Here is a 22,746-nt window from a genome sequence, read left to right as displayed (position 1 = left end):
AGCCGGATTCCTCGAGAGAAGGCCGGGGGACAAGGTGGGACGAAGCAGGGAGAGGGCGGGCGTGGCGTCCGCACCTGTGCATCACGGCGAGATCCTGCAAGGTGTGTTCGCGCGCGAGCCCGGCATGGTGCCGGGGCTCGTCACCCTGCCGTGTCCGATGTACTACGTGCGGGCCACCTTCGTCCCCGGCGGCATGGATCGGGTGGAGGTGGTGCCGCAGTGGAAGAGCAAGGCGCGTAGGGCCGCAGAGTTGACCCTCGCGACGCTGGATCTGCCCTGCGGTGGGCGGCTGGAACTCTCCGGCGACGTGCCGCTGGGCCGTGGGTTCGGCTCCTCGACGAGCGACGTGCTGGCCGCGATCAACGCGGTCGGCGATGCGTACGAGGTTCCGGTGCCGCCGCACACCGCAGCGAGGGTCGCGGTTCGGGCGGAGACCGCCTCGGACTCGCTGATGTTCGGCGACCGGGTGGTGCTGTTCGCGCAGCGCGCCGGTGAGGTACTGGAGGATTTCGGCAATCCGTTGCCGCCCATGCACGTCCTCGGATTCGGCAACCGCACCGTGACGGACGGGACCGGCGTGGACACCCTGGCGCTGCCGCCGGCCCTCTACGACCGGCGCGAGACCGCGATCTTCGCTGAGCTGAGGGTCATGCTGCGTGAGGCGGTCGCCACCAAGGACGTCGCCCTGCTCGGTCGGGTTGCCACCGTCAGCACCCAGATCAACCAGCGCCATCTGCCCATCCCGGCGCTTGAGCGGATTCTCGGGATTGTCGCGGAGGTCGGCGCCGTCGGGCTGCAGACGGCACACAGCGGCGACATCTCGGGGATCCTGCTCGACCGTGACCACCCGGACGTCGACGCCCGCCTGGAACGGGCCAGACACCTACTACGTGACCTCGGGTTCGTCGAGCAATGGGAGTTCACCACCGATGACTGAGACAGTGACGGCACCGGGCCGCAAGATCTACTCCTCCGTCCTGGAGGCCACCGAGCTTCCTCGGATCATCCGCATCACCGCGAACCTTTACGCGGCCACGTTCAGCTTGATGAAGCTGCTGCCCGCCCGCTACATCGTGGACCGGGCCGAGGCAGCCGGCACGCTGACCCCCGGCACTCCTGTCATCGAGACCTCATCCGGCACCTTCGGTCTCGGCCTGGCCATGGTCTGCCGGCATCGCGGTCACCCGCTGACCGTCGTCGGTGACCCGGTCATCGATGCCGATCTGCGCCGCCGCCTGGAGATGCTCGGCGCCCGTGTCGAGATCGTGGAGGATGACGGCAGACCCGGGGGCATCCAGGCCGCCCGACTCGCTCGCGTCGAGGAGCTGCGCCGCGAGCACCCCGGCAGCTTTGTGCCGGGACAATACGACAACCCTGACAACCCGGCCGCCTACGCCGCCGTCGCGGACCTGGTCGGCGCCACCCTCGGGGCCGTGGACTGTCTGGTCGGCACGGTGGGGTCGGGCGGCTCCACGGGTGGGCTCGCCGCCGCCCTGCGCGCGTCCAACGCCGACCTTCGCCTGGTCGGGGTCGACACCCCCGGCTCGATCATCTTCGGCGCGGCCGAGGGCGCCCGGCTGCTGCGTGGCCTGGGCAGCAGCATCCATCCCGGCAACGTCGACTACACCGCGTACGACGAGGTCCACTGGGTCACGCCTCGGGAGGCGTTCCACGCCACCCACGACCTGTACCGCAGCCATGGGCTCTTCATGGGACCCACCAGCGGCGCCTCCTTCCAGGTCGCGGCCTGGTGGGCGGACCGGAACCCGGGGGACACCGTGCTGATGGTGCTGCCGGACGAGGGGTACCGCTACCAGTCCACCGTCTACAACGACGCCTGGCTGCGTGCCCACGACGCCGTGCCCACGCCCAACCCGGACGGCCCCGGCTGGTCGAACATCCCAGCGACGTCACCGACCGCTGGACCCGCCTGCCGTGGGCACGGCGTAGCTTCGAAGCCGTGACGGGACCCGCCCGGTGACGCTTCTTCTTGTCGAGTCCAACACCACCGGCAGCGGGCGGCTGTTCGCCCGCAGCGCCCGCGACCTCGGCATCGAACCGGTCCTTGTCACCGCGGACCCCGGCCGCTATCCGTACGTGGCGCTCGACGGGCTGCGCACCGAACTCGCCGACACCGCTGACCGGGATGCCGTTCTCGCCGCAGCCCGCCGGATCGCCGCTGTCGACCCGGTGCTCGGCGTGACGTCCAGTTCCGAGTACTACATCGCCGTCGCCGCAGCCACCTCCCGGGCGCTCGGGTTGCCCGGTCCCCGCGAGGAGGCCATTCGCACCTGCCGGGACAAGGCGGCGCAGCGCCGCCGGTTGGGTGAGGCAGGCGTCCCGCAGCCCCGGTACGAGGTCGTGCGCGACGTTCCCGGCGCGCTCGCGGCGGCCGGCCGCATCGGTTTTCCCGTCGTCCTCAAGCCCCTTCAGGGATCCGGCAGCCTGGGCGTACGCGCCTGTGCCAACGAGGAGGAAACCACGCGGCACGCCGCCGCGTTGGCTGCGACCAGGGTCAACGAGCGCGGCGTGGCCGTGCCACCCGACTTCCTGGTCGAGGAGATGCTGCCCGGCGCCGAGTTCTCCGTGGAGGTCTTCGGGGGGCCGCGCTCGTCGTGGTCACCAAGCACCTCGGCGAACCGCCCACCTTCGTGGAGACCGGCCACGACGTCCCGGCCGCCGTGCCGTCCGCGCGTGCGGGGCTGCTGCGCGAATGTGCCGAACACGCGGTCGCCGCCCTCGGGCTCGACTGGGGCGCCGCACACGTCGAGCTGCGCCTGGACGCCGATCGTCCGGCCGTGGTCGAGGTCAACCCGCGCCTGGCCGGCGGCATGATTCCGGACCTGGTGCGGCGGGCCTGCGGCATCGACCTCGTCGCCGACCAGGTTCGGGCCGCTGCCGGGCTTGCGCCGGCTGCTGCGGACGGCCCTCGTGCCGGCGCCGCCGCCATCCGCTTCCTGACGGCGGGCCACGACGCCGTCCTCGCCGGCCCGGAGCTGACCGACGGTCTGCTCGGTGCCGTCCGCGAGATACCCGGAGTCGTCGACGCCGTCCTGTACGCGGCGGCGGGCAGCCAGGTCACCCGAGCCGTCGACTTCCGGGGCCGCCTCGGGCATGTCATCGCCGAGGCCGCCTCCGTTCCGGAGGCCGTGCACATCGCCGAGCGTGGATGCGACCTGCTGAGCCGCTCCCTTCAGGCGGTGCCCGTATGAATCGTCGGATCGCGGAGACCGCCCCCGTTACGGATGGCGTCGACACCGGTCGGCTGCGTACCGCCCTGAATGCCGAGGCTCACCGCATCGTCTACGACCAGTACCGGCCGGTCGCCGACAGTCTCGGTGAGGAACTGGAGCTGATCAGTGAGGTCGACCGGGCCCACCTGGTGATGCTTGCCGAGCGCGGCATCGTCGGCGCCGCCCAGGCGGCCGTGCTGCTCAAGGAGATCGACGGCCTGCGCGCCGAGGGTTTCGCCCCCGTAAGGGCCCGGCCCATGCCGCGGGGCGTCTATCTGGCGTACGAGTCACATCTGGTGGCAGAGCTCGGGGAGGAGGTGGGCGGCGTGCTCCACACCGGCCGCTCCCGCAACGACCTGAACGCCACCACGGCACGGCTACGCGCCCGCCGCTACGCCGGGCCGCTCATGGAAGCCGTGCGGGAACTCGCCGAGGTCCTGCTGGACCGCGCCGCGGCGTACCGGATGGTGACGATGCCCGCCTACACCCATGGGCAGCCCGCTGTACCCATCACCTACGGTCACTACCTCACGGGGGTGGCGTCCGCCGTCCTGCGAGGCCTGCGCGACCTGCTCGATGCCGCCAGGGAACTCGACGTGAACCCGCTCGGCGCCGGTGCCGTGGGTGGCACCTCCGTGCCCATCGACCCGGCCCGCACCGGCGAGCTGCTTGGCTTCGCCACGGTCGCCCGTAATTCGGTGGACGCCGTCGCCTCCCGTGACTTCGGGTTGCGGCTGCTGTCGGCCGCCGCCGTGGTCGGTGTTGCGGCCTCCCGCGTGGCCCGCGATCTCACATTCTGGACCGCCGAGGAGAATCCGCTGCTGCGGCTCGCCGACGACCTGGTCGGATCAAGCTCGATGATGCCCCAGAAACGTAATCCCTTCCTGCTCGAGCACATCCAGGGCCGGGCAGCCGCGAGCCTGGGCGGATTCACCGCCGCTGCCTCCGCTATGGCCACGGCGTCGTACACCAACGCCATCGCCGTCTCCGGGGACGCGCTGCGCCACCTGTGGCCCGGGCTGCGCGCCACCACCGACGTTGTCGTCCTGCTGCGGCTGGTCGTCGCCGGTGCCGAGCCGGACGCCGAGCGGATGCTGCGTCGGGCCGTGGAGGGCTACACCTCGGCCACCTACCTCGCCGAGCGGCTGGTCGTCGCGGGCGTTCCCTTCCGCACCGCACACCATCTCGTCGGACATGCCGTCACAGAGGCGCACCGCGCCGGCGTGCCGTTGACCGAGGCCGCCAAGGCGCCCGAGATCGCCGCGGTCGCCCCCGGCGACGCGGACGGCGACTGGCTGAACCCCACCGCGGTCGCCGAGGCGTGCGCGTACGGTGCGGGACCCGGCGGCAGTTCCACCGAGCGGGCACTCGGCGAGATGCGCGAGGAGTTCGATGCCGTGGCGGCGGAGCTGGCCGGCCGCGCTCGGCGGTGGGCGGGGGGCACCGCCCTGCTCGACGTCGCCACCGGCGGAGCGACAGCCGCCGCGCCTTAGGACCCGGAGGTCATCGTGGATTTCAGCCTCTTCTACTTCGCCGACGACAGCACGGCCGCCGGGTCCGGCCGATACCGGCTCCTGCTCGACGGCGCCCGGTTCGCCGACGACTCCGGCTTCCGTGCCGTGTGGACACCCGAGCGGCACTTCCATCCCTTCGGGGGGCTCTACCCCAATCCGGCCGTCACCGGTGCCGCCGTCGCCGCCGTCACCACCCACGTGCAGATCCGTGCGGGCAGCGTCGTCGCCCCGCTGCACGACCCGCTGCGCATCGCCGAGGAGTGGTCCGTCGTCGACAACCTCTCGGGTGGCCGGGCCGGGGTGTCGTTCGCCTCGGGCTGGCACGCCTTCGACTTCGCGCTCGCGCCGGAGGCGTACCGGGACCGCAAGCGCCGTACCCTGCAGACCCTCGACGAGGTACGGCGGCTGTGGCGTGGTGAGCAGCGAACCGTACGCGACGGCGCTGGCGGCACGGCCCAGGTACGCATATTCCCACCACCGGTGCAGTCCGAGTTGCCCGTGTGGCTGACCAGCGCCGGGGACACCGAGACCTTCCGCGCGGCTGGCCGCGCCGGCGCTGGCGTCCTCACCCACCTGATCGGTCAGACCATCGACGACCTCGCCGGGAAGGTCGCCGAATACCGGCGTACGCTCGCGGAGCATCACCCCGGCGCACCCGGCCACGTCGCCGTCATGCTGCACACCTGTCTCGGCGCCGACACCGAGGAGGTCCGCGCCACCGTACGCGAGCCCCTGCTCGGCTACCTGGCCAGCTCGGCCGGGCTGGTCCTGCGGTCCGAGTCGGCCCTTGCCCCGGACCTCGACCTGTCCACGCTCGACCCCGACGACCTGCAGTTCCTGGTGGCAGAGTCCTTCGACCGGTACTTCGACGACCGCGGCCTGTTCGGCACCGCCGGCCGCGCCCGCGTCACCGTGGAGCGGATCCGCGCGGCCGGGGCCGACGAGATCGCCTGCCTGATCGACTTCGGTGTCGGCGTGGACGAGGTGCTCGCCGGGCTGCGCCACCTCGCTCGGCTCCGCGATGAGGCCGGCGCCCGTACCGAGCGCCCTGGGAACGCTCTGGGTACGGGGGCACGACCGTGATACCCCTGTCACCGGGCCAGCTACGATTCTGGTTCCAGCAGCACCTCGCCGAGGGCCGCCAGCCCACCGTGCCGCTCGCGTTGCGCATCAGGGGTGGACTCGACCGGAACGCGCTAGCCGCTGCCCTGCGCGATGTCGCCGCTCGCCACGAGAGCCTGCGCACCGTCTTTCCGGCGCCCGGCGGCGTACCGCACCAGGAGATCGTCGACGACGTCCCCGCCCTGCGCGAGCTGCCCGTCGACGAGGTCCGTGAGGGCGCGCTCGCCGAGACCGTAGCCGAGGTGGCAGCCCACACGTTCGACCTCGGCCGGGAGCCACCCCTGTACGCGCGGCTGCTCGCCCTCGCCCTCGACGACCACGTTCTCGTCCTCGTCGTGCACCACGTCGCGTACGACGCCTGGTCGACGGCCCCGCTCCTGCTCGACCTCGCCGACAGCTACCGCGCCCGCCGCACCGGCATCCCGCCCGCCCGGCCGGAGCCGCCCGTGCAGTACGCCGACTACACCATGTGGTTTCACGAGCTGCTCGGTGACGAGCACGATCCGCGCAGCCGCGTCCACAGCCAGTTGCGGTTCTGGGCCGAGACGCTCGACGGCCTGCCCGAGCAGATCGCGCTGCCCACAGATCGCCCCCGGCCCGCAACCGCCTCGCACCGGGGGAGGCCGTACCGTTGCGGATCGATCCGAATACGCACGCGGCCGCCGTACGACTCGCCCAGCGGCACGACGCGACCCTCTTCATGGTTCTGCAGGCCGGGCTCGCGGCCCTGCTCGGCCGCCTCGGTGCCGAACGTGACGTTCCGCTCGGCACGGTCGTGGCCGGGCGCACGGACAGCGACCTGGAGGGTCTGGTCGGCTTCTTCATGAACACCCTGGTGCTGCGCACCGACGTCGGCGGTGATCCCACCTTCGCACAGCTCCTCGATCGGTCACGGGCCGTCGCCCTCGCGGCGTACCGCAACCAGGACGTGCCGTTCGAGCGGGTCGTCCAGGCCACGGGTCACCAGCGCTCGGCCGCCCGCCACCCGCTGTTCCAGGTGATGCTGACCCTGCGCAACGCGGCGTCCGCCAGGCCCGCCCTGCACGACCTGCACGTGGAGCTGCTGCCCGGCAACGGCTCCGAGCAGCTTCTCTTCGACCTGCTGTTCGACCTGGCCGAACGCGACGGCGGCGACATCGGCGGCGATCTGTGGTACACGCCGGACCTCTTCGACCGGTCCACCATGGAGTCCTTCGCCGCCCGGTATGCCGCCCTCCTGCGGGCCGCCACGGCCTCGCCCGACCTCCCGGTGAGCCGGATCGACCTGCTCACGCCCCTCGAGCACGCCCGTCTCGCCGCCGCCGCCCGAGCGACGGAGCGTTCACTGCCCGCCTCGACCCTGCCGGAACTCTTCGCCCGGCGGGTCGCGGCGGCGCCCGGTGCCGTCGCCGTCGTAGACGGGGGCACCCGCCTCGGCTACGCCGAGCTGGACGAGCGCTCCGACCGCCTCGCCGGGTATCTGGTCAGCCGGGGCGCTGGGCCGGAAACCCTGGTGGCACTCGTCATGCCGCCCTCCGCGGACCTGGTCACCGCTGTGCTCGCGGTGCAGAAGGTCGGCGCCGCCTACCTGCCGATCGACCCGCGCCAGCCGGAGGCGCGGGTGGCTCGTATGCTCGCCGACGCCCACCCACTGCTGGTGTTCGGCAAGCTTCCGGAGGTCGTTCCACTCCAGCGATCGGTGCGCCGTGACAACGAGCACCGGAATGCCGATGCCGGGTGGCTCGCCGCCGCTTACACCATTTACACCTCCGGCTCCACCGGGCAGCCCAAGGGTGTGATCGTCACCCGGTCGGCCCTCGTCAATCTCTTGCACGCCATGCAGCGGGTGCTGCCGATCGGGCCGGGCGATCGGCTGCTGTCGGTCACGACGCCCGGCTTCGACATCGCGCAGTTGGAGCTACTGCAACCCCTGCTGCGCGGTGCCACTCTGGTCATCGCCGACCCCGACGCCGTACGCGACCCGACCGCCATGGCCTCGGTGATCGCCGACGAGGCCATCACCGTGGTTCAAGCCACCCCCTCGCTCTGGTCCGGCATCGCCGAGCTGGCACCCGGAGCGCTGCGCGGGCTGCGGATCCTCGTCGGTGGTGAGCCGCTACCCGGCCCGCTCGCTCGGCGCCTGCGCTCGACCGCCCGTGAGGTGGTCAATGTATACGGGCCGACCGAGACGACCATCTGGTCCACGGCCGCAGTCCTGGACTCCGATCTCGACCCGCCGCCCATCGGCCGCCCACTCGACAACACCCGTGCCCACGTGCTCGACGCGGGCCTGCTGCACGTCCCGGACGGGGTGTCCGGGGAGCTCTACCTCGCGGGGACCGGGGTCGCCCGCGGCTACCTCGGCCAGGCCGGCCACACCGCGCAGCGGTTCGTCGCCGACCCGTACGGCCCTCCCGGCACGCGGATGTATCGCACCGGCGACCTCGCCCGCCGCCGCGCCGACGGCACGCTCGACTTCCTGGGCCGGGTCGACGGGCAGCTGAAGGTCCGCGGCTTCCGGATCGAGCCCGGTGAGATCGAGACGGAGCTGGGCCGCCACCCCGACGTGGGCACCGTCGCGGTGATCCTGCGCGGACGGGTGCTCACCGCGTACGTGGTACCACACGGCCCGGCGCCAGACGATCTCGCGGCGGTCCTGCGCCAGCACGCCGCGGAGGTGCTGCCCGAGTACATGATCCCGGCCGTGGTCGTGGTGGACGCCCTACCGCTGACGCCCAACGGCAAGCTGGACCGCGCGGCGCTGTCCGCCCTGCCGCCCTCCCGGCCAGCCGCCACGCCCGACGAGAGCAGCGCCGACCCCCGTGAACGTCAGCTACGTGAACTCTTCGCCGAGGTGCTCGGCGTGTCCGCGGTCGCCGCCCATGACAGCTTCTTCGACCGCGGCGGTGACAGCATCACGTCGATCCGCCTGGTGGCCCGGGCCCGCTCGGCGGGACTGCGGCTCTCGGTCCGGGGCATCTTTCGGCACCGTACGCCCAAGGCCCTGGCCGCCGCGCTCGAAACCCCGCCCGCAACCCCCGCGGTTGGGGAGCCGGGGGCGCTGGTCGCCGCCGCCACCGGTTCACCGGCTCCGGTCGCGGCGGTTCCGGACGACGACCCGGTCGGGACCGTGCCGCTCACCCCGATGGTGCACTGGCTCCGCGACCTGGGCGGCCCCACGGACGGCTATCACCAGTCGACGCTCCTGCGGGCCCCACCCGGCCTCCGCGAGAACGACCTGCTGAGCACCGTCGCCGGTCTGCTGGCCCGACACGACGCGTTGCGTATCCACCTGCACCGCGCCGGTCCCGACTGGCGGCTCCACATTCCACCCGCGGGTGACGTCATGGCCGCGGCCCGCGCGATCACCCGACGCGTCGACGTCAGCGGTGTACCGGAATCGCAGCTGCCGACCCTGATCGAGGCCAACCGGGCCGCCACCGCGCGCCTCATAGGACCTGCCTGTGGCGACCTGGTCCAGGTGGTCTGGTTCGACGCCGGCTCCCGGGCGCCGGGACGGCTGCTGCTCACCATCCACCATCTCGCCGTCGACGGAGTGTCGTGGCGCATCGTGCTGGCCGACCTCACCGGCCGCGCACCGCACACGCGAGGTCTCTCGTTCCGTGGATGGAGCCGGTTGCTGCACCGCGAGGCCCCCGGACGTACGGCCGAGCTGCCTTTCTGGCGCGATGTTCTCGACGGGGGCGGTGAGCTGCTGCCAGGAAGGCGGCTCGATCCCGGACGGGATGTGGTGGCCGGCCGCGCCGTGGTGGAGCGCCACCTCGCGCCGTCGGTGACAGAGCCGCTGCTGTCGAGCGTTCCGGCCGCGCTCGGAGCGGGCGTTGGCGACGTGCTGTTGGCCGCGCTTGCTGTCGCCGTCCAGCGCTGGCGGGGCGCCCCGATTCTGATCGACGTGGAGGGGCACGGCCGGGAGGACATCGTCGACGGGATCGACCTGACACCCACGGTCGGTTGGTTCACCAGCATGTTTCCCGTACGCCTCGAGGGTGGCCCCGATCCGGCCCGCGCGCTCGACCGCATTCTCGCCCAGCGCGAGGCCGCGCCGCATCACGGCCTGGGCTTCGGACTGTTGCGTTACCTGGTCCCCGAGGCCGCGCGGGAGCTGGCCGCGGCGCCACCGCGCCAGGTCATCTTCAACTACCTTGGGCGGTTCACCGGCGAGTTCGGCGCGGCTCAGGGCTGGGACTTCGCCCCGGAGAGCCTACCGGTCGGCGGTGGCAGCGACCCGGCCATGCCGATGTCACACGTCCTGGAGATCAGCGCCGTGACGCGCGACCTGCCGTCCGGCCCCCAGCTCTACGCTGCCTTCGCATACGCCTCGGCGCTGCTGGACGGTGCGGAGGTGGCTTTGCTCGCCGACCTCTGGCTGGCAGCCCTGCGCACGTTCGCCGGTTCCTAACCGACCGAACCGGTGTGCTGCCCATCGGGCTGTGCTCCTACGTGTTGTCCTTCTTCGTCTCGCTGCTGCTCACGTTGTTCCTGTCCACGCTGGTGGGCGGGCAGGTCGCGGTGGTGGCGCATGGGGGACAACAGCAGGACCAGACCGGAGAGCGGCACGCCGGCAACCAGCAGCCATATGGCCGGGCGTACGCCGAGTGCGGTGCCCAGCGCGCCGCCGAGCAACGCGCCGACCGGCAGCACGCCGTAGTTGAGGTAGAAGGAGCTGGCACTGAGTCGGCCAAGAAGCTCAGGCGGGCAGTACCGCTGCTGGAAACCGGCCTTAAGCACGTTGACCGCCACCACTCCCGCGGATGCGCAAAGTCCCCCGATCGGATAGAGGATCACGCCCCATCCCGGGAAAGCCAGCGGCACCAGCAGGACCGGGAGTGTGAAGACCATGGCGAAGACCAGCGTCGCCCGGGCGGTGCCGAGCCGCGACGAGATGCGTCGGGCCATCAGCGCGCCGGCGACGCCGCCCGCGTTGGCTATCGCGATCAGGGTACCGACGGTTCCCGAGCCCTGATGCACGTCGTTGACCAGGAACACCACGAGGATGGACTGGTAGCCCATCAGGCACAGATTGGCGAACGCGCCGTAGAGCGCATAGGCCCGGAACCACGGGTCCCGCGCGGCCAGCAGCAGCCCGTCGCGGACCTCACGGGCGAATGCGCCGCGCGGCGGCTTCTGCCGGATGCGGGGCGGCTCGCGGTGCCGGATGCCGAACAGGCAGAGCAGGCTCACGGCGAACGTGCCGGCGTTGGCGAGCAGCCCGCTGACCGGGCCGACCAACTGGATGAGGAAGCCTCCGCCACCCTGGCCCAGGATCTGCGCGGCCGAGGCGCTGCCGTGCAGCTTGGCGTTGCCCTCCACCAGGTCATCGGGGGCGAGCAGCGAGGGCAGGTAGGCGGTGTAGGCGACCTGAAAGAAGACCGCGGCCGCGCCGACCAGCAGAGAAACTGTCAGCAGCCAGCCGAACACGAAAAGGTCGAGCCATGCGGCGACCCCGATGCTCAGATAAAGGACCAGGCAGGCCGCCACCGACCAGAGCATGATCGGGCGCCGGGCCAGTCGATCCACCCAGGCGCCGGCGGGCAGCCCGAGGAGCAGCCACGGCAGCCAGATCGCGGCACTGAGGAGGCTGACCTGGAACGTGCTGGCGTCCATCACGGCAACGGCGGCGAGCGGCATGGCAACGCCGGTGAACGCGGCGCCGAACTTCCCGGTGACCTCGGCGCCGAACAACAGACGGAAGTCCCGGTGACGGCGCAGCAGGCCGGTCATTGGGACTTCTGAACTGGTTTCCGGGGGAACGCCTGGAGCTGCACCACCACCGGGAGCGCGTCCGGCTCCGGCTGGGCGTGGAGGTATTCCTCGACCACCCCGGTCAGCCGCTCGCTGAGCTCACGCAGCTGATGGGTGGTGAGACGCAGCTCGGTCCACTCGGCGACGGTGCTGGCCTCGCGCCACTCCTTTGGCCAGTCCTCCTGCAGGTACTCCGTGACCCGGCCGAAGCTCCAGCGCAGCAGTTCCTTCACCACACCTGACACGGCGGCCCGGTCCAGTTCGCTGGTGTCCAGAATCTCCTTGCGGGTCGGTGCGCGCCACCACCGCTCGTGTTGGTCGCCGCGCCCGATGTCCTCCTCGATGAACCCGTGCCGGGCGAGCTGGCGCAGGTGCCAGCTGATCGTGCCGGTGTTCTCGCCGAAGCGCGTGGCGAGGTGGCTGGAGTTCGAGGGCCCGTCGAGCCGCAGGGCATCGAGGATTCGCAGGCGCAGGGGATGGGCGAGGCCGCGCAAGCTGCGCGCGTCCAACCTCCGGACGGTTGGTTCCATGGGTTCACGCTACACCTGACAAGAACCGTCTGCAGAGACTTCTCTGCGGATGAGAAAGTGGCGCGTACCGCTACAGCGCGGTCGAACGCGGTAAGGCTGCACCGGGGGCGGGCTTACCGGCGATGCGTGATCGTCGCCCAGCCCTCGTCGGCTGTCAGGGCCAGATGGATGGCGCGGTCCAGCACCGCGGCCCGGTCGTCCGGTGCCAGGGGCGTCAGGATCGTGTCGGCCTGGCGCATCGCCACGCCAACCCGCAGCGGATGAACCGCGCGCAGCAGGCTGACGATCCGGAACGCCAGATCTTCGGGCCTCGGGTCGGTCACTGAGTCCATTGGACCCCTCAATTTTGTCGCCTGCAGAATCAGATCGGTATGGCTGTGCTCCACCGTCGACGGCGCCACCGTCGACATCGACCGCTGGTGGCAGGCGCACCCGCCCGAAACTCACACCCACATGCGGTTGACCGCCGGACCAGACGGTGGTTGACGCCGAGCCAAGATCCCTATGTGGACGGTCCTGCTAACCTACGTCGCTTGTGCGTCCGTTTGGTGCACAGGTGCAACACCTGGGGCTCGAGTCCCACTTGGACACCAACTTCTGTATGTGTGCCCTGCTCAGCAGGGCGAGCTCGCGATGTCTCCTGCGGCGTGGGCTGCTGCGGGACGTTTCGCCGAGCCGGTGGTGACCTTACCCGCCAGCGGAGACGCTACGCAGCATGCGCGTGCAACGCAGCCAGGGCGTCCAGCACCTGTTCACAGGGGCGCGGCGACCGGGAGGGTCTGCCTGGGTGTGACACGCCCTGTCTCACAGCCGCCGGAACCCGGAGGGTGGATCCATGGAACCCACCACCAAGGTAGTTCTGGTCACCGGCGCGAGCAGCGGAATCGGCGAGGCGGTCGCACTGCGCCTGGCCGGCGAGGGACATGACGTGGTCGCGGGCGCACGTCGGCGAGAGCGGCTCGCCGCGCTCGCCGATCGCCACGACAACATCCGGGTACGGCGGCTCGACGTGACCGACCGCGGCGACGTCGCGGCGTTCGTCGACAGTGCGGTCGCGCAGTTCGGGCGGGTCGCGCGGGCGATCTCGTTCGCCGTCGATCAGCCGGCGGACGTCGACGTCAACGAGATCATCATCCGTCCGACCAGGCAGCGAGGCTGACATGTCCGGCATCGAGCGAAGCAGGTTGTCCACGGCGGCCGCCGCCCTGTCCGCGACGGTGGCGCTCACCGCCTGCGGGACGGAGACACCGTCGACGCCACAGCCCGCGCGGTCCACGGCGCAGGCGTCGTCCCCGACCTCCGGGACCACACACCCGTACGTCGGGATGTGGGTGACCGCCGACAACCACATCCGGCAGGAGTTGCTGGCCGACGGCCGATACGACGAGGCGCGTGGGCAACGGGACAGTGCCTACACCGGCCGGTACGAGGTGACCGGCGACCACATCGACTATTGGGACGACAGCGGTTTCACCGCCGACGGCCGCTTCGAAGGGGACGTCCTGCACCACGGCGGCTACCTGTTCTATCGCGAGGGCAGCGCGGCCCACCGTCGGGCTGTCGCCACGCGCGAATCAACCAGGCCATCTCTCTCCTGACGGCGGCACGGCAGAGGTGGACCTCAGCACAGCTTCTGCGCGCCGACCTCGGGGTGGACGAAGTGCTTGACCTCGTGCGGACGTACCCCGATCTCGTGGTCGTTCCACACCCGCCGGACCTCCTCGCTACGAGCCAGCAGCAGTTCGGTCAGGCGCGCCGCCCGGGAGTCCGGCCCCGAAGGGTGACCAGCTCGCGTAGCCCCGCGGCGTGGGTCGGTGAACCATCGGTAGCCCGCGCTGCGGGCGGGCCCGGTGTACCGCGTCGTGTCCCCGGTGAGCGCGACGCCCATCGGGGACTGCCGCAGGGGCTCGCCCAGTTCGGTGACGATCTCGGCGGGGTGTCGGCCAGGCGGTCGAGTACCCGCAGCAGGCCGGGACTGATGTGCTCGTTGGACGTGCCCCTGGCGGCGGGCCGTGGCCGGCGAGGCGGAACAGGTGGTCGCGCTCGTCTTGCAGTGCCTCACGTCGGTTGCGGAGGAACTCCGCCGGTCCGGTGCGATCGATCACGACGTTTCCCCTTCGCGTACTGCCCCGTTTCTACCGGCCGCATGAAGAGGTAGCCACGGTCCGCCGATCCCCCCGACTTCAGTCGAAGGGGTGACCTGGCGAGCCTGTGATCGGCAGGCCGTGGATACCGCGGCGCTTTCGGCCGACGATCGACGGCGTAGCCCGGAAATCCGGACAACCACGTGAGGGAGCAGACCAGTGCCGCGTACACCGATCGACATCACCGTCCCCGACCTGTCCGGAAAACGCGCCGTCGTGACCGGCGCGAGCGACGGGATGGGCCTGGGGATGGCCGCGCGGCTGGCCGCGGCCGGCGCCGAGGTGATCCTGCCCGTCCGCAATCCGCGCAAGGGCGAGGCCGCGATCACCACGATCCGGCAGGCCGCACCAGGTGCGAACGTCTCGCTCCGCAGCCTCGACCTGTCCTCGCTGGAGTCGGTCGCGACCCTGAGTGACGCCCTGCGCGGGGAGGGCCGTCCGATCCACCTCCTGATCAACAACGCGGGCGTGATGCGGCCGCCGAACCGGCAGACCACGGCCGACGGGTTCGAACTGCAGTTCGGCACCAACCACCTCGGCCACTTCGCGCTGGTCGCGGGGTTGCTCCCGCTGCTGCGGGCGGGCCGGGCGCGGGTGACATCGCAGGTCAGCGTGGCCGCCCGGCGTGGTGTGATCAACTGGGACGATCTGAACTGGGAGCGGTCCTACCACGGCATGCGTGCCTACAGCCAGTCGAAGATCGCGTTCGGAATGTTCGGTCTGGAACTGGACCGGCGCAGCCGGGCGCACGGTTGGGGCATCACCAGCAACCTCTCCCACCCCGGGGTGGCCCCCACCAGCCTCCTGGCCGCCCGCCCGAGCTCGGCCGCAGCCAGGACACCCCCGCGATACGCCTGATCCGGGCCATGTCCGCCCGCGGCATCCTGGCGGGCACCGTCGAGACCGCGAAGCTGCCCGCGCTCACGGCCGCGACCGATCCGAGCGCCAAGCCCGGTGTCCTGTACGGGCCGAGCGGCCCGGGGAACCTGGGGGGTCCGCCGGCCGAGCAGCGGATGTATGCGCCGCTGCGCAGCGCCGAGGAGGCCGCGCGGGTCTGGAGGGTGTCCGAGCAGCTCACCAGGACCGCGTTCGTCACGGCCTGACCGCGCGCGACGGGCTCGCCGCAGCGCCGGTACCGAACGACAGCCAGCCGCCGCTCCCAGGCCGGGACCCGCAGCACAGGTCCGAGAGCGTTCCGGCAGGTGACGAGCTGACGTCGCCGGACAAGCAGGATCCGCTGATCGGTCCGCCCCGCAGGTGAGGGCCCGCAGCCCTTCGGTGATCATCTGCCGGGCCGGACCCGGCCGGGGCGAGGGGCGTGGTGCCAGGCCCGCCTAGTCCTCGATGACGCCTCCCGGTGGGACCGGCAACACGTACGCCTGGCCGGGGGTGGGGGCGATCTCAAGCCGGATCTGCCACGGATGCTCCGTGGCCACCTCGACTATTCCGCCGGTGGGGATCGGCCCCACGTTCTTCGCCTCGCCTTCGGCGGTGCGAACGGTGACCTCGTGGTTCCCTGTCTCCGCGACGACGACGAAGGTGCGGCCGCCCGGCTGCCGTCTGATCGCGGCGAACCCGAGGCCGTCCGGCCTCATGCTCGCGCACCCGGAGTCGTCTGCCGTACAGGCGAGGTCATAGGAGATGTAGTCGACCGCGCGGTGGAACATCCCAGGGCCACGGGCCACCCACACCTCGGCGGCGCGTCCACCGGCACGTGCTTCGTCCGGGCGCGCGTCCCGTCGAAGTACGGCGACCGTCTCGTCGCCCGCAGCGCCGATCACGAGCAGTCGATCGGTGGCGAACTCCGCACCGCTGCTCTGCCGCAGGCGCCTCACCAGGTCGCCCGTCACATCACTCGTGGTGGTCCCCGCCACCCCATGAGCTGGCGGTGACCCGCCCGGTTCGGTGGGCCGCAGCGCGTACGCGACTCCGACCACCACGATGACGGCCGCGGTCGCAGCCGCGGCCGACGGCGCCCACCGGCGTCGGGCCCGAGCTTCGCCGCGCGTGACGACTCGCTCCACCCCCGGGGCGGCTCGCCCGACCCGGCGGCCCGATCCAGCAGGTGCGACATGTCCCGTTCGGTCATCCGGCTCACCCCTCGCCACGCCTGCTCCCGGTTGTCGCGTGGTCCACCTGTAGGGTCGCACGAAGTCGCTGCCACGGACCGTCCTGGCGGGTACGCGTGCCGCTCCCGTCGGACCGACAGATCGATCTGGTGTGATGGCCGGATGGAAACCGGCAGCCACAGCCAGCCCCGCGCCCCGCAAGCGGGAGCAGCAGAGACTCTGGCCGCGGGAGCTCTCGACTGGATGCTCGGGGCAGCGCGTGGCAACGGCGCCGGCCTGACGTGGGCGAGCACCGCAGTCGACGAGGAGGTTGACCACACGTTGTACAGCGGCGGGGCCGGTGTCGTGCTCGCGTTGCTGGAAGCCCAGCGGCACTTCCGGGACGACCGGTACGGCGACGCCGCCCTACGTGGCGCGGGAGCGCTGGCCGCTGCTGTTGACGGCGAGGAGAACTGTTCACTGTATTTCGGTCTGACCGGTACGGCGGTGGCTTTGCGTGCGGTACACGGCCTGCTCGACGATCCGGCGGCTGACCGAGCGGCCTCACGGGCACTGAGCCGGGTGCGTTCGCGATTCGACGGGCGGCGCTGGAATGAAATGTTCGAGCTGCTTTTCGGCAACGCCGGCATCGCGCTGGGCGCGCTACACGCCGGCGACCTCGACCTCGCCGTCCTCGCCGTGGAGCCGTACCTCGCCACCGCCGACCCGACTCCCGGCGGAGTCAACTGGGCGGTTCGCCCCAGCCCCGCGCGTTCGCATCACATCGCGCACGGCACGCTCGGCATCGTGTACGCGCTCGCGGCCGTAGGCGCCGCCGCTGGCCGTGACGACCTGATCGAACTGGCCCTGGCGGGTGCCGCCGACGTGGTGTCCCGTGACGAGGCAGGACCGGCGGGCTTTCTCGTCCCGCATTCCGACCCGCCACACCGACCCGAACTGATCGAGCGATACAGCTACGGCTGGTGCAACGGCCCAGCGGGTGACGCGCAGGTCTTCCGGCTTCTCGGTGCACTCACCAAGGACCCTGCCTGGACCGCTCTGGCCGACCGGTGCTGGCAGACCGTCACCCACTGCGGCCTTCCGCGCCGCGTGCGCCCCGGCTTCTGGGACAACAACGGCCGGTGCTGCGGGACCGCAGGAGTCCTGGCGCTGGCCTGCGACCGGCACGTCGAGCAGACGGAGTCGCTCGACTTCGCCGGCGTGCTGGTCGACGACCTGATCACCCACGCGACCGTCGACGCCGACGGGGTGCGTTGGTCGAATGACGAGCACCGGGCGACGCCCAGCACACTCGAGCCCCACGTCGGCTGGGCGATGGGCAACGCCGGCATCATCCGCGAGCTGTTGCGGTTCGCCCGGGTCGCTGCCGGAGCCGACGCACCGTACGCCGTGCCGTGGCCCGACCACTCGCCCGCCACGTCAGGGCGCGTGACGTTCGTGCGTGACTAGGGGGTGTCGTGCCGAGCTACGAGGAGCGGTTGGGGCAGCGGACGGGACGTGGGATCGGGTCCTGGCCCACGCGCACGAGCCGGGTGCTTGTTTGTCGCACCCATGCGGCTTTGGTAGACATGCACCCTCGCCTCTCACGGGAACGGGGTCACGGTGACAGCAACCGACTACGACAACTTCGCAGACGCCTACGCGGCGGAGAACGAGTCTGGCCTCTTCAACGCCTACTACGAGCGGCCCGCGATGCTTCGCCTCGCCGACGACGTCTCCGGCCGCCGAATCCTCGACGCGGGGTGCGGTTCCGGCCCGTTGTCAGCGGCGCTGCGCGCCAGGGGAGCCGTGGTCACCAGCTTCGACGTGAGTGCGGCCATGGTCAACCTGGCCCGCCAACGGCTGGGCGAAGACGCCGACCTGCACGTGGCGGACCTGAGCAAGCCCTTGCCCTTCGCAGACGCCGAGTTCGATGACGTCGTCGCGTCCCTGGTCCTGCACTACCTGGAGGACTGGTCGGGCCCCCTCGCCGAACTGCATCGCGTGCTGAAGCCAGGCGGTCGCCTGATACTCTCGGTCATGCATCCGGCCGGCTTTCCGGTCACGCATCCCGACGACGACTACTTCGCGCTCACGAAGTATTCCGAGGACTACATCATGGACGGTCAGACTGTGTGGCTGACCTTCTGGCACCGACCGCTGCACGCCATGTCAGATGCTTTTGCTGCCGCAGGGTTCCGCATCGTGACGATCAGCGAACCGCCCCCTTCTCCGGACACTCCTGCGGAGATGCTTCCACCCGACAAGGTCAAGGGCTCCGGGTCCTTCATGTGTTTCCTCTTCTTTGTCCTCGAGTCCGCCTAGACGTCAGGGTGTCCGCTGCGTGGTGGTGTCAACTGCTGGAGGGCTGCGCCTACTTCCGCACGCGGAAGCGGAGCATCGTGACGGCGCCCGACTGGGTGTTGCTGAGAGGCTCCAGGTCGATCCTGTCGAGGCTTGGGGGCGAGAAGCGGACACCGTCGCCGAGCAGCACCGGTAGGACATACACCAGGATCTCGTCGACGAGCCCGCGCTGCAGGCACTGGGCGGCCACGTCAGCACCGAGGATCTCCAGGTTCCTGCCGCCCGCGGCGCTGCGTGCCGTGGCAACGGCTTCCTCGATGTCACAGGTGAGGAACGTGACGGTAGGGTCCGGCTCGTCGGGAGGCTCGTGGGTGAGGATGAACTGTCCTCCCCCGTCGTAGGGGGTGTCCTGGTCGGCCATGCGCTTGGCGACCTCGTACGTGCCCCGGCCGACGAGCATGGCACCCGTGGCCGCCATAACCTCCGGGAACGTATCCGCAGTCAGGTACTCGAAGATCCAGTCCATCGCGTGGCCAGGACCGGCGATGAACCCGTCCAGCGACATCGCCCTGTTCACGACCACTTTGCCGGTGCCGATGCTCACATCGCTCATGCGCCTTCTCCAAGGGTTTTGGGGGCCCGGGGCCGAATCATAGTTCGGCCGGTGGGGAGGCAACGGCGGTTGCACGCGTATCTGCGGTGGTCGGCGAGCCCGCCGACCTGCTGGCCGTCCTGAGCGGGTCGGCTGGCTGGGACAGGCGGCGGGAATCGCTACGGCGGCGACGGGCAGAATCCGGGCCGGGTCTCGGACAGTTACTGCAGTTCGCGGAGGAATGAGATTCCCCGATGGTTCGGAGAACATCAGGACAGCCGGAAACCCGACAGCATGCGACGCAATGCGTGAGGAACCTCAATAATCTCGACCATGAGATTGATGCGCAAACTCGCGGCGGTCACGGCGGCGGCTGCTCTGGCCAGCACACTCGTCGCCGCGCCGGCACAGGCTCTTGCGGGTTTGGCGTGCTCCGAGTACGCACACACCGGTTATTACGAGAACGACACGTACTACGTGGTGCCGTACTGCAAGTGGTATACGACAACGGGTGAGCCCGGGGGCGGTGGCGGCGGCTCCGGTGAGCTGCCGAAGCCACCTTCCGGCCCGGGAGGTGGGGGCCGTGGCGAGTCCGGCCAGGAGCACCCTCCGATGACCTACAACAAGGAGCTGTGTGATCAGCTCACCCGACAACACGACATCTCCCAGGATGCGTTGAAGCTCGCGCACGAGCAGGCGCAGGCTCTGTTCGACTTCATCCAGGGCGGCAATCCGGTGACCGAGGACAGCGCCATCCGGTTCTCCGAGGAATTCCAGGCCTGGCAACTTACCAAGGCCCAGGTCCAAGCCATGCGCGAGATCTACATCCGGTTCAACGGCGTCGACCCGAAGAGCAAAGACGACGAATGGACGGTGGACACCAACGCCCGTTACGGCCAGTCGCTGTCGCAGGCGTTGGAACTGGACTATGAAGCCAAGCGGAAGTTCGAGGAGTGGGAAGACACCTATACCGATGACGCGAAGCAGCGGGCCAAGGGCGAACTCAGCCTGCTGCTCCAGCAGATCGGTGCCATGGAGCGCGAGTCTCGAATGATCCGCGACCTGAAGGCCGAGGCCTGCGGCAGGAGCCAGTGACGGGCGTGCGCGGCGGCTCCCGGGGCACAGCGTTCCCCGACGACCGTATCGGGCGGGGCCGCCGCGCACACCACGACGCCGATCGCGGCCACCTGAACGCCGAGGCGGCCTCAGCGTGTCTCTTCGTAGCGTGCGGCGAACGCGTCGCCGCGGCTGCGCAGGGCGGTACGCAACGAATGCGGGGCCAGAGCTTCCGCTCCCATGCCGAGCTGCCACAGCGCCCACTCGGCGTGGCGTAGATCCTGGAAGGTCACCTCCAGCCGTAGCCAACCGTCTGCGTCGGGCTCCTCGGCGCGGACGGCCACCGCGGCGCTCAGCAGGTCCTCCCGCCACGCCGGGTTCACCCGCACCAGCACGGCGATGTGGTCACTGGACAGGAACTGCGCGCAGCGTTCCCGCCAGGCCCGGTCGAGATCCACCTGGCTCGGTCGCTGTGCCGGTTCGGGGACTTCCTCAGCGGCCAGCACGCGCGACAGCCGGTAGGTGCGGTCCTCACCGGATCTCGTGGCCAGCAGATAGACCCGGTCGCGTACGGTGACCAGGCCGATCGGGTCCACCGTGCGCCACTGTGGTGGCTGCCCCGTGGCGGCGTAGTGGATGCGTAGCTTGTGTCCCGCGAGCACCGCGCGTCGGACCACGATCATCGTCGTGTCCGGCACGTCCTCGGTGACCGGCCGGCGTGAGAGCAGATCGGTCTTCGGCTCAACGAGGACTCGCTGGGCCGCGTCGCTGGCGGTGGCCCGATGGCTTTCGGGCAGCGCGTCGACGACCTTGCGCATGGCCGAGGCGAGCGCCGATCCGAGGCCGAACATCTGCTCCCCGCGCCCCGATCCAGCGGTCAGCAGGGCAAGGGCCTCGTCGTGGTTCAGCCCGGTGAGTTCGGTTCGGAACCCGGGCAGCAGCGCAAACCCGCCGTGCCGCCCGCGCTCGGCATAGACCGGAATGCCGGACGCGGACAGCGCCTCGATGTCGCGCAGCACGGTACGGGTGGACACCTCAAGCTCGCGCGCCAGGGTGTCCGCAGTCAACCGACCACGCTGGCGCAGCAGCAGGACCAGCGAAACCAGTCGTTCGGCGCGCACTCGAGGACTTTATCCGAATACACGACAAGAGATGTCGTGTTTTGTTGGCAGGCTCCTCGACGCGACGTCAGCGGTGACGTACGCACTTCCGATGAGCCGAATGGAGCAGATGTGGCACTGGAACGCGCGGCGGTCAACCCGTGGACATGGTCGCTGGAGATAGGGTTCAACCAGGGGGAGACCGTCTCCGGGCAGACCCGGACCTTGTACTGCTCTGGACAGACCGCCATGAGCGACGACGGCAGGCCTCAGCACGAAGGCGACATGGCCGCACAATTGGCGCTGAGCATCGAAAACCTGGAGGCCGTACTCGCCGCGGCGGGCATGTCCCTGGGAAACCTCGTCCGGCTCAACGTCTTTACCACCGATGTGGATGAGCTGTTCCCGCACTACGGCATGCTGGCGTCGCGTCTGGGCGCCGCCGGGGTGGCACCGACCACCACGATGCTCGGGGTGACTCGGCTGGCCGTCCCCGGCCAGATGATCGAGCTCGAGGGTACCGCCGTCGCATGATGTGACCCGCCGCCTGCTGCTCGTGCCGGTCGAACCGCAACGAGCAGCAGGTGGAGGGCTCATTTCCGGTGCTGACGGGGGTGGCTTTCGCGAGATGGCCGGTCTGGTGTCGGGCCGGCCGGTGCTGCGCGGTGTCGAACCGCGTGCGGTTGCGGACGCTGGCCGAGGTGTTCGCCTACGCCGCGGCCGAATGCGTGACCCTGCGTCTGGTCAGTTGGTATCCGTCGTTGATCCGGGTGCGGCGGTCAGGGCGGTCAGGTAGTCGTCCAGGAGTTCGACTTGCCGCTGGGGCGGGAACGCTGCGGGGTCGAAGAGTGCCTGGACCACGAGGCCGAGGATGAAGGCTTGCGCCCCGGCCGCGATGTGGGCGGGGTTGCCGAGGGGTAGTTCGCCGAGCTCCTGGGCCGCGGCCACCCGCTCGGTCAGCCGGTCCCGGCTTGTCGCGTACTTGCGGGCGTAGTCGGTGCTCAGGGCGGAGTCGGACAGTGCGGTGTCCCAGGAGGAGACCCAGATGCGGTTGCTGTCGGTGGCCTCGGGGGTCAGCGGCAGGATGTCCAGCAACGCGTCCCTCAGCGCGGCCAGACCTCTGCCCGCCTGGCGGCGGGGGCGGGAGACGGTGCGCTGTTCGAGCAGTTCGAGGGCGTGCTCCACCAGGGCGCGTTTGGTGGGGAAGTAGTGCGTCAGCAGGCCGGTGGTCGCGCCGAGTTCGGCGGCGACGGCGCGCAGGGTCAGACCGGTGAAGCCGTGGGTGGCCATGACCTGCCAGACGGCTGCGGAGACGTCGCGTCGGCGGGCCTCGTGATCTCCCTTGGTGCGTGGCATGCTGC

At 70.6% G+C, this 22,746-nt stretch carries 22 protein-coding genes and 3 pseudogenes; 17 read left to right on the top strand and 8 right to left on the bottom strand.

What is annotated here, in order from left to right; genetic code table 11:
* Window positions 1-61 precede the first annotated feature (61 nt).
* From Prubr_RS30965 to Prubr_RS38390, 9 genes and pseudogenes are all read left to right on the top strand, one after another.
* Window positions 62-937, top strand: a complete 876-nt coding sequence (locus Prubr_RS30965; RefSeq protein ID WP_212818496.1) for a GHMP family kinase ATP-binding protein — start codon at window positions 62-64, stop codon at window positions 935-937.
* On the top strand, window positions 930-1,964 hold the full coding sequence (locus tag Prubr_RS30960; RefSeq protein WP_212818495.1) for a PLP-dependent cysteine synthase family protein: 1,035 nt from the start codon (window positions 930-932) through the stop codon (window positions 1,962-1,964). Before Prubr_RS30965 ends, Prubr_RS30960 begins: the two co-directional genes overlap by 8 nt.
* A gap of 13 nt (window positions 1,965-1,977) precedes the next feature.
* Window positions 1,978-2,586 (top strand): annotated as a pseudogene (locus tag Prubr_RS30955) (ATP-grasp domain-containing protein); the annotation flags it as partial.
* A gap of 29 nt (window positions 2,587-2,615) precedes the next feature.
* Window positions 2,616-2,777 (top strand): annotated as a pseudogene (locus Prubr_RS38400) (hypothetical protein); the annotation flags it as partial.
* Window positions 2,778-2,798: 21 nt separating this feature from the next.
* A complete protein-coding gene (locus Prubr_RS30950) occupies window positions 2,799-3,212 on the top strand; it encodes a hypothetical protein (protein ID WP_246567887.1) in 414 nt (137 codons plus the stop codon).
* On the top strand, window positions 3,209-4,726 hold the full coding sequence (gene argH, locus Prubr_RS30945) for an argininosuccinate lyase (protein WP_212818491.1): 1,518 nt from the start codon (window positions 3,209-3,211) through the stop codon (window positions 4,724-4,726). The genes Prubr_RS30950 and argH overlap by 4 nt, the downstream gene beginning before the upstream one ends.
* 15 nt (window positions 4,727-4,741) lie before the next feature.
* Window positions 4,742-5,830, top strand: a complete 1,089-nt coding sequence (locus tag Prubr_RS30940; protein WP_212818489.1) for a MupA/Atu3671 family FMN-dependent luciferase-like monooxygenase — start codon at window positions 4,742-4,744, stop codon at window positions 5,828-5,830.
* Window positions 5,827-7,103 (top strand): annotated as a pseudogene (locus Prubr_RS38395) (condensation domain-containing protein); the annotation flags it as partial. The gene Prubr_RS30940 and the pseudogene Prubr_RS38395, both read left to right, overlap by 4 nt.
* 15 nt (window positions 7,104-7,118) lie before the next feature.
* On the top strand, window positions 7,119-10,268 hold the full coding sequence (locus tag Prubr_RS38390) for an amino acid adenylation domain-containing protein (protein WP_425518074.1): 3,150 nt from the start codon (window positions 7,119-7,121) through the stop codon (window positions 10,266-10,268).
* On the opposite strand, the gene Prubr_RS30930 is transcribed toward Prubr_RS38390, so the two are convergent.
* The 3 genes from Prubr_RS30930 to Prubr_RS30920 all read right to left on the bottom strand — a co-directional run bounded on the left by Prubr_RS30930 (window position 10,265) and on the right by Prubr_RS30920 (window position 12,551).
* Window positions 10,265-11,590, bottom strand: coding sequence for an MFS transporter (locus tag Prubr_RS30930; protein ID WP_212818485.1), 1,326 nt, complete (start codon window positions 11,588-11,590; stop codon window positions 10,265-10,267). The genes Prubr_RS38390 and Prubr_RS30930 overlap by 4 nt on opposite strands.
* Window positions 11,587-12,141 carry a winged helix-turn-helix domain-containing protein gene (locus Prubr_RS30925; RefSeq protein ID WP_212818483.1) on the bottom strand — a complete coding sequence of 185 codons (555 nt, stop codon included), beginning with the start codon at window positions 12,139-12,141 and terminating at the stop codon, window positions 11,587-11,589. The genes Prubr_RS30930 and Prubr_RS30925 overlap by 4 nt, the downstream gene beginning before the upstream one ends.
* 113 nt (window positions 12,142-12,254) lie before the next feature.
* A complete protein-coding gene (locus Prubr_RS30920) occupies window positions 12,255-12,551 on the bottom strand; it encodes a hypothetical protein (protein WP_212818481.1) in 297 nt (98 codons plus the stop codon).
* Between the two features lie 425 nt (window positions 12,552-12,976).
* Here Prubr_RS30920 and Prubr_RS30915 point away from each other — a divergent pair, with 425 nt between their 5' ends.
* Both Prubr_RS30915 and Prubr_RS30910 read left to right on the top strand, forming a co-directional pair.
* Entirely contained in the window at window positions 12,977-13,300 is a 324-nt protein-coding gene (locus Prubr_RS30915) for an SDR family oxidoreductase (protein WP_212818479.1), read from the top strand.
* 1 nt (window position 13,301) lies between these two features.
* The gene (locus Prubr_RS30910) at window positions 13,302-13,739 is read left to right on the top strand and encodes an Atu4866 domain-containing protein (RefSeq protein WP_212818477.1); all 438 of its coding nucleotides are present in this window, start codon (window positions 13,302-13,304) and stop codon (window positions 13,737-13,739) included.
* Between the two features lie 23 nt (window positions 13,740-13,762).
* On the opposite strand, the gene Prubr_RS37355 is transcribed toward Prubr_RS30910, so the two are convergent.
* Window positions 13,763-14,029 carry an MmyB family transcriptional regulator gene (locus Prubr_RS37355; RefSeq protein ID WP_246567885.1) on the bottom strand — a complete coding sequence of 89 codons (267 nt, stop codon included), beginning with the start codon at window positions 14,027-14,029 and terminating at the stop codon, window positions 13,763-13,765.
* 415 nt (window positions 14,030-14,444) lie between these two features.
* Here Prubr_RS37355 and Prubr_RS30900 point away from each other — a divergent pair, with 415 nt between their 5' ends.
* Window positions 14,445-15,143 (top strand): SDR family oxidoreductase, encoded by a 699-nt coding sequence (locus Prubr_RS30900; protein WP_246567883.1) that lies wholly within the window; start codon window positions 14,445-14,447, stop codon window positions 15,141-15,143.
* 8 nt (window positions 15,144-15,151) lie between these two features.
* Complete coding sequence (locus Prubr_RS37350) at window positions 15,152-15,388, top strand: Rossmann-fold NAD(P)-binding domain-containing protein (RefSeq protein WP_246567881.1); 237 nt, start codon at window positions 15,152-15,154, stop codon at window positions 15,386-15,388.
* A gap of 231 nt (window positions 15,389-15,619) precedes the next feature.
* On the opposite strand, the gene Prubr_RS30895 is transcribed toward Prubr_RS37350, so the two are convergent.
* Window positions 15,620-16,120, bottom strand: coding sequence for a hypothetical protein (locus Prubr_RS30895; protein WP_212818475.1), 501 nt, complete (start codon window positions 16,118-16,120; stop codon window positions 15,620-15,622).
* A gap of 477 nt (window positions 16,121-16,597) precedes the next feature.
* Between Prubr_RS30895 and Prubr_RS30890 the strand changes: the two genes are divergently transcribed.
* Window positions 16,598-17,803 carry a lanthionine synthetase LanC family protein gene (locus tag Prubr_RS30890; RefSeq protein ID WP_212818473.1) on the top strand — a complete coding sequence of 402 codons (1,206 nt, stop codon included), beginning with the start codon at window positions 16,598-16,600 and terminating at the stop codon, window positions 17,801-17,803.
* 153 nt (window positions 17,804-17,956) lie between these two features.
* Window positions 17,957-18,658: a class I SAM-dependent methyltransferase gene (locus Prubr_RS30885; protein WP_246567879.1), complete on the top strand. Its 702-nt coding sequence runs from the start codon at window positions 17,957-17,959 to the stop codon at window positions 18,656-18,658.
* A gap of 49 nt (window positions 18,659-18,707) precedes the next feature.
* Here Prubr_RS30885 and Prubr_RS30880 read toward each other — a convergent pair whose 3' ends face one another.
* Window positions 18,708-19,250, bottom strand: a complete 543-nt coding sequence (locus Prubr_RS30880; protein ID WP_212818471.1) for a dihydrofolate reductase family protein — start codon at window positions 19,248-19,250, stop codon at window positions 18,708-18,710.
* A 321-nt stretch (window positions 19,251-19,571) separates the two neighbouring features.
* Here Prubr_RS30880 and Prubr_RS30875 point away from each other — a divergent pair, with 321 nt between their 5' ends.
* Window positions 19,572-20,324 (top strand): hypothetical protein, encoded by a 753-nt coding sequence (locus Prubr_RS30875; RefSeq protein WP_212818469.1) that lies wholly within the window; start codon window positions 19,572-19,574, stop codon window positions 20,322-20,324.
* A 110-nt stretch (window positions 20,325-20,434) separates the two neighbouring features.
* On the opposite strand, the gene Prubr_RS30870 is transcribed toward Prubr_RS30875, so the two are convergent.
* Window positions 20,435-21,406: a helix-turn-helix transcriptional regulator gene (locus Prubr_RS30870; protein ID WP_212818467.1), complete on the bottom strand. Its 972-nt coding sequence runs from the start codon at window positions 21,404-21,406 to the stop codon at window positions 20,435-20,437.
* A gap of 111 nt (window positions 21,407-21,517) precedes the next feature.
* Here Prubr_RS30870 and Prubr_RS30865 point away from each other — a divergent pair, with 111 nt between their 5' ends.
* Window positions 21,518-21,919: a RidA family protein gene (locus Prubr_RS30865; RefSeq protein WP_246567877.1), complete on the top strand. Its 402-nt coding sequence runs from the start codon at window positions 21,518-21,520 to the stop codon at window positions 21,917-21,919.
* Between the two features lie 210 nt (window positions 21,920-22,129).
* On the opposite strand, the gene Prubr_RS30860 is transcribed toward Prubr_RS30865, so the two are convergent.
* Window positions 22,130-22,741, bottom strand: a complete 612-nt coding sequence (locus Prubr_RS30860; RefSeq protein WP_212818465.1) for a TetR/AcrR family transcriptional regulator — start codon at window positions 22,739-22,741, stop codon at window positions 22,130-22,132.
* Between the last annotated feature and the right edge of the window lie 5 nt (window positions 22,742-22,746).

Source organism: Polymorphospora rubra (genome assembly GCF_018324255.1).
Lineage (GTDB): Bacteria > Actinomycetota > Actinomycetes > Mycobacteriales > Micromonosporaceae > Polymorphospora > Polymorphospora rubra.
This window is presented reverse-complemented; position numbering and strand designations above follow the sequence as displayed.

Bases quoted from the DNA above. Each gene is read 5' to 3' on its own strand.
- Prubr_RS30960 (WP_212818495.1), top strand. From the start codon at position 930: ATGACTGAGACAGTGACGGCACCGGGCCGCAAGATCTACTCCTCCGTC.
- argH (WP_212818491.1), top strand. From the start codon at position 3,209: ATGAATCGTCGGATCGCGGAGACCGCCCCCGTTACGGATGGCGTCGAC.
- Prubr_RS30930 (WP_212818485.1), bottom strand. From the start codon at position 11,590: ATGACCGGCCTGCTGCGCCGTCACCGGGACTTCCGTCTGTTGTTCGGC.
- Prubr_RS30925 (WP_212818483.1), bottom strand. From the start codon at position 12,141: ATGGAACCAACCGTCCGGAGGTTGGACGCGCGCAGCTTGCGCGGCCTC.
- Prubr_RS30920 (WP_212818481.1), bottom strand. From the start codon at position 12,551: ATGTCGACGGTGGCGCCGTCGACGGTGGAGCACAGCCATACCGATCTG.
- Prubr_RS30915 (WP_212818479.1), top strand. From the start codon at position 12,977: ATGGAACCCACCACCAAGGTAGTTCTGGTCACCGGCGCGAGCAGCGGA.
- Prubr_RS30910 (WP_212818477.1), top strand. From the start codon at position 13,302: ATGTCCGGCATCGAGCGAAGCAGGTTGTCCACGGCGGCCGCCGCCCTG.
- Prubr_RS37355 (WP_246567885.1), bottom strand. From the start codon at position 14,029: ATGGGCGTCGCGCTCACCGGGGACACGACGCGGTACACCGGGCCCGCC.
- Prubr_RS37350 (WP_246567881.1), top strand. From the start codon at position 15,152: ATGTCCGCCCGCGGCATCCTGGCGGGCACCGTCGAGACCGCGAAGCTG.
- Prubr_RS30890 (WP_212818473.1), top strand. From the start codon at position 16,598: ATGCTCGGGGCAGCGCGTGGCAACGGCGCCGGCCTGACGTGGGCGAGC.
- Prubr_RS30880 (WP_212818471.1), bottom strand. From the start codon at position 19,250: ATGAGCGATGTGAGCATCGGCACCGGCAAAGTGGTCGTGAACAGGGCG.
- Prubr_RS30875 (WP_212818469.1), top strand. From the start codon at position 19,572: ATGCGCAAACTCGCGGCGGTCACGGCGGCGGCTGCTCTGGCCAGCACA.
- Prubr_RS30860 (WP_212818465.1), bottom strand. From the start codon at position 22,741: ATGCCACGCACCAAGGGAGATCACGAGGCCCGCCGACGCGACGTCTCC.